The sequence below is a fragment of the Boseongicola sp. genome (genome assembly GCF_057460485.1).
The window spans coordinates 1-5,483 of the sequence record NZ_JBVCWP010000258.1; the positions used below are offsets into that span (position 1 = coordinate 1).

Sequence of the window (5,483 nt, forward strand, 5' to 3'; positions counted from 1 at the left end):
AAAATCCTGATCGCAAACCGGGGCGAAATCGCCTGCCGTGTCATCAAGACCGCGCGCAAAATGGGGATCAAGACGGTTGCCGTCTATTCCGACGCTGATGAAAGCGCGCTGCACGTGAAGATGGCCGATGAGGCGGTGCATATCGGCCCGCCCCAAGCGAACCAGTCCTATATTGTGATCGACCGGATCATGGATGCGATCCGCCAGACCGGCGCCGAAGCGGTGCATCCGGGCTATGGTTTCCTGTCCGAAAACCCCAAGTTTGCCGAGGCTCTGGAAGCAGAAGGCGTTGCCTTTATTGGCCCGCCGGTGAATGCGATCAAGGCAATGGGCGACAAAATCACCTCGAAGAAGATCGCTCAGGAAGCGGGCGTGTCGACGGTGCCCGGATACATGGGGCTGATTGAGGACGCCGAAGATGCGGTGAAAATTTCCAATCAGGTCGGCTACCCCGTGATGATCAAGGCCAGCGCGGGCGGCGGCGGCAAGGGCATGCGGATTGCATGGGATGATGATGGGGCACGCGAGGGCTTTCAAAGCTCGAAAAACGAGGCGGCAGCTTCGTTCGGCGACGACCGGATATTCATCGAGAAGTTCGTCACGCAACCCCGCCATATTGAAATTCAGGTGCTGGCCGATAGTTTCGGGAACACCGTTTACCTCAATGAACGTGAATGCTCGATCCAGCGTCGCAATCAGAAGGTTGTCGAGGAAGCTCCGTCCCCGTTTTTGGACGCGGCCACACGGGCGGCCATGGGCAAGCAGTCCTGCGAATTGGCCAAGGCCGTCGGGTATGCAAGTGCGGGGACCGTGGAATTTATCGTCGATGGCGCTAAGAATTTCTTCTTTCTTGAGATGAACACCCGTCTTCAGGTGGAACACCCTGTGACCGAGTTGATCACCGGCGTTGATCTGGTTGAGCAGATGATCCGTGTGGCGGCAGGCGAGAAATTGTCGCTGGCGCAATCGGATATCGGGATTAACGGTTGGTCGATTGAAAACCGCCTGTACGCTGAGGATCCGTATCGTGGGTTTTTGCCGTCAATCGGGCGTTTGACGCGGTATCGTCCGCCTGTCGAGGTGGACGAGGAACGCCGTGCTGTGCGCAACGATACCGGCGTTTTTGAAGGCGGCGAGATCAGCAGGTACTACGATCCGATGATCGCCAAACTGTGTACCTGGGCACCGACCCGGGCGGATGCGATTGAAGGCATGCGCAACGCGCTGGACGCTTTCGAGATTGAGGGCATCGGGCACAACCTGCCGTTTTTGGCCGCCGTGATGGATCATCCGAAATTCATCTCGGGCGAAATGACGACGGCTTTCATCGAGGAAGAATTCCCCGACGGATTTTCCGGTGTGACGCCGGACGCTGAAACAAGTGTCCGTTTGGCGGCGGTTGCCGCACATATGAAGATGCGCAAAGAAGCGCGGGCGGCACAAATTTCCGGGGGCATGGCAAACCACCGGCGGCGGATCGCGCCTGATTGGGTCGTTTACGTTGGTAAAGAACACTACAACGTTTCGATAACCGAAGAGGCAGGCTGCACCACAATTACTTTCGAGGATGGGCAGGCCATGAACGTTGTGTCTGACTGGAACCTTGGATGTCGTTTGTTTGAAGGCACTGTTGGCGGAACAGCGATGATCGTGAAGACAGATTTCATTCGCGACGGTGCGCGGTTGCGCTATCGGGGCGCGGATTTGAACGTTGTCGTGCGCACACCGCGCCAGGCCGAGCTGGTTGCGATGATGCCTGAGAAAATGCCGCCGGACACATCGAAAATGCTTCTGTGCCCGATGCCCGGGTTGATCGTGCATATCGCCGTTGAAGAAGGGCAGGAAGTTCACGAAGGCCAGGCGCTTTGTACAATCGAAGCGATGAAGATGGAAAACATCCTGCGAGCCGAACGAAAAGGCACGGTTTCTGCGGTCAAAACAGCGCCCGGTGACAGCCTTCAGGTGGACGAGATCATTATGGAGTTCCAGTGAGCCGCAGGCCCGACATATCGGCTACGTGCTATTCGGATGTCGCGCTGTCGCGGATTTCCTGCTGGCGCAATGGCATTTTGTCGATGGATCGCGTCAACTCACGCACGTGCCAAGGGAACGGTTTGCGAAGTTTAACGCCGCCATCCTTGCCGATAAGTGTCAGCATGAAGCCGCGTGGGCGTAACTTTCGGCGCACATCGCTTAGGTCGGACCTGGACGTGTCGGTGATCAGAACGACGTCACGCATGACAAGCATGTCCATCCCGTCTTGTAGAAGATCAAGTTGCCGCTGGAATGCAGGATCCGCTGGCGTATCGGCGAAGACGACAACCGGCCGGGCGATCCAGCGGAAGGCCTCAAGATCAATGTCGCGGCCGTCGAACACAGTTGTTCTGTCCGCGTTCCATATTTCGACAGGTGTTTGTTCGTCGCCAGCGGCAGCAGACGCAAATGTTGCGGCCATCGCTAAGGCGACGGATGCGAGCAGAAATGTAAAACGCGGTGCGGTCATGAGGTCTCCGTTCAAGGGGAATATAAGCCTGAATTCCGGAATGCGTAGGGGTATCGCGCCAACTCACGCCGATTTCACCGACATAGCCCCAAAAGAGGAGAGATTTCGATGAGCGACTGGAAGTCCCTCGCGGAAAAAGAGCTTCGCGGCAAAAATCTAAGCGATATCGAGTGGGAGACGCTGGAAGGCATTCTCGTCAAACCACTTTATGACGAGAGCGATGTCGAGGGTCTTGAGCATATGGGGTCAGTGCCGGGCTATGCGCCGTTCACCCGTGGTGTGAAAGCGACGATGTACGCAGGTCGTCCCTGGACCATCCGCCAATACGCGGGGTTTTCGACGGCTGAAGAATCAAACGCGTTTTATAGAAGCAATCTGGCTGCGGGTCAGCAGGGTGTGAGTGTGGCATTCGATCTGGCGACGCATCGGGGTTATGACAGCGACCATCCGCGCGTTGAGGGGGATGTCGGGAAAGCCGGGGTCGCCATTGATAGTGTCGAGGACATGAAAATCCTCTTTGACAGTATTCCGCTTGATCAGGTCAGCGTGTCGATGACGATGAACGGCGCGGTCATTCCGATCCTTGCAAGCTTCATCGTGGCTGGAGAAGAACAGGGCCATGACCGGGCGCTGCTTTCGGGGACCATTCAGAACGACATTCTGAAGGAATTCATGGTTCGGAACACCTACGTATATCCGCCGGAACCGTCGATGCGGATCGTCGCTGATATCATTGAATATACCTCGGATCACATGCCGAAGTTTAACTCGATTTCGATCTCGGGCTACCACATGCAGGAGGCCGGCGCGAACCTTGTTCAGGAGTTGGCATTCACTTTGGCGGATGGTCGCGAGTACGTGCGTACCGCCATCGCGCGGGGCATGGATGTCGATAAGTTCGCGGGCCGTCTCAGTTTTTTCTTTGCCATCGGTATGAATTTCTTCATGGAAGCGGCCAAGCTGCGGGCGGCACGTCTGCTTTGGAGCCGGATCATGGATGAGTTCGGGCCGCAAAACCCGCGCTCGAAAATGCTGCGGACCCATTGCCAGACTTCGGGCGTTTCATTGCAGGAACAAGACCCATACAATAACGTTGTGCGCACCGCCTACGAGGCGATGAGTGCGGTACTTGGCGGCACACAATCGCTGCACACAAATGCGCTGGACGAAGCAATTGCGCTGCCGACTGATTTCTCGGCACGCATTGCGCGCAACACGCAGTTGATCCTTCAAGAAGAGACCGGTGTGACCAACGTCGTCGATCCTTTGGCCGGGTCGTATTACGTTGAAAGCCTCACGGCAGAATTGGCCGAAAAAGCTTGGGCGATCATCGAGGAAGTCGATGAGATGGGGGGCATGACCAAGGCCGTTGCCACGGGCATGCCGAAGCTAAGGATCGAAGAATCTGCAGCGCGTCGTCAGGCGATGATCGACAAGGGCGATGAGGTAATCGTCGGGGTTAATAAGTATCGCAAAGACAAGGAAGACCCGATCGATATCCGCGATATCAACAATGATACGGTGCGCGCCAGCCAGATCGAGCGTTTGGATCGCATCAAGGCGACGCGCGATACCAAGGCCTGTGAGGCTGCGCTTGTCGCGATCGAAAAATGTGCAGCCGAAGGTGGAAACCTGTTGGAAGCGGCGGTTGATGCTGCACGCGCACGCGCAAGTGTGGGAGAAATCAGCATGGCGATGGAAAAAGTTTTTGGACGCCACCGCGCCGAAGTTAAGACGCTTGCCGGGGTGTACGGCGCTGCCTACGAGGGCGACGCGGGCTTTGCGGCGATCCAGAAGGAAGTTGAGGATTTCGCCGAAGAGGAAGGCCGCCGTCCCCGGATGCTGGTCGTGAAAATGGGGCAGGACGGTCACGACCGGGGTGCCAAGGTGATCGCAACTGCCTTTGCAGACATTGGTTTTGACGTGGATGTCGGGCCTTTGTTTCAAACACCCGCGGAAGCCGCGCAAGATGCCATCGACAACGATGTGCACGTGATCGGAATTTCCAGTCAGGCGGCCGGTCATAAGACGCTTGCGCCGAAGTTGATCAAGATATTGGGCGAACGCGATGCTGGCGATATTCTAGTGATTTGTGGCGGCGTCATTCCGCAGCAGGACTACGAATTCCTGAAATCTGCAGGGGTGAAGGCGATCTTTGGGCCAGGAACGAATATTCCCGATGCGGCTTCTGATGTTCTGAAGCTCATACGCGCTGCGCGCGCCGAGTGACCATCCGCGCAAAGTTGCTGGCAGGCGGCACGCTTGGAGCCGTTTGGGCGCTGGGCGTGGTCTGGGTCGGAGTGACGGCGATAAACTTGCCGATTTTCACGCTGACGCCGACATTGCTGATGGCGTTTTTGGGGCCCGGTTTGGTGGTTGCGTTGATGATCTTCTGGTCAGCCATGCGCCGGCTCGGATCGGACGAACTGATGGATGGCAGCGATACCGGGGCAGATGTCAACGCGTGCGTCTTGCGCAACACGATCGAGCAAGTCGTTCTGGCACTTTGCCTTTGGCCAGCAATTGGGTTTCTGGCAGCCGGCGATGGTCCGGGGCTGCTTGTCGCGTTAGGCGTTTCCTTCCCGCTGGCGCGTCTTGCCTATTGGGTCGGCTACCGTATTTCGCGTCCGCTCCAGCTTTTTGGGTTTGCGGCCACTTTCTTTGCAACGGTGTTTTCGTTGCTTTGGGCTGGCGGGACTTGGCTGACGTGACGTTGCGACATTTGTGAATTGCGATAATTTCCCTTGAAACGAACCCTCGGTTAGCCCCATCAAGCTATATGAGATTTTCGCTGGAACTTGATCACCTCGCGGTTGTTGCGCGCACTCTTGAAGAGGGCTGTTCGTACGTCGAAGCAGTTCTTGGAGCCGAGCTTTCTGCAGGTGGGCAGCATGATGGCATGGGTACCCACAACAAGCTTTTGTCGCTTGGCACTGATGTATATCTGGAAGTGATCGCTATTGATCCGCATGCGCCAAAG

At 56.7% G+C, this 5,483-nt stretch carries 5 protein-coding genes; 4 read left to right on the plus strand and 1 reads right to left on the minus strand.

Annotated features, from left to right (window positions below):
* Window positions 1-1,992 (plus strand): acetyl-CoA carboxylase biotin carboxylase subunit (locus AC221Y_RS19645; protein WP_486708114.1); only part of this gene is annotated, 1,992 nt, incomplete at its 5' end.
* Between the two features lie 28 nt (window positions 1,993-2,020).
* Here the strand turns inward: AC221Y_RS19645 and AC221Y_RS19650 are convergent.
* Window positions 2,021-2,503: a DUF4174 domain-containing protein gene (locus tag AC221Y_RS19650; protein ID WP_299751426.1), complete on the minus strand. Its 483-nt coding sequence runs from the start codon at window positions 2,501-2,503 to the stop codon at window positions 2,021-2,023.
* Window positions 2,504-2,611: 108 nt separating this feature from the next.
* On the opposite strand from AC221Y_RS19650, the gene scpA reads away from it, so the two are divergent.
* From scpA to AC221Y_RS19665, 3 genes are all read left to right on the plus strand, one after another.
* Window positions 2,612-4,732 (plus strand): methylmalonyl-CoA mutase, encoded by a 2,121-nt coding sequence (scpA, locus tag AC221Y_RS19655; RefSeq protein ID WP_486708115.1) that lies wholly within the window; start codon window positions 2,612-2,614, stop codon window positions 4,730-4,732.
* Window positions 4,729-5,214 (plus strand): MAPEG family protein, encoded by a 486-nt coding sequence (locus AC221Y_RS19660; protein ID WP_486708116.1) that lies wholly within the window; start codon window positions 4,729-4,731, stop codon window positions 5,212-5,214. The genes scpA and AC221Y_RS19660 overlap by 4 nt, the downstream gene beginning before the upstream one ends.
* Window positions 5,215-5,282: 68 nt before the next feature.
* The coding region (locus tag AC221Y_RS19665; protein WP_486708117.1) for a VOC family protein at window positions 5,283-5,483 on the plus strand (201 nt) is incomplete at its 3' end.

Bases quoted from the DNA above. Each gene is read 5' to 3' on its own strand.
- scpA (WP_486708115.1), top strand. From the start codon at position 2,612: ATGAGCGACTGGAAGTCCCTCGCGGAAAAAGAGCTTCGCGGCAAAAAT.
- AC221Y_RS19650 (WP_299751426.1), bottom strand. From the start codon at position 2,503: ATGACCGCACCGCGTTTTACATTTCTGCTCGCATCCGTCGCCTTAGCG.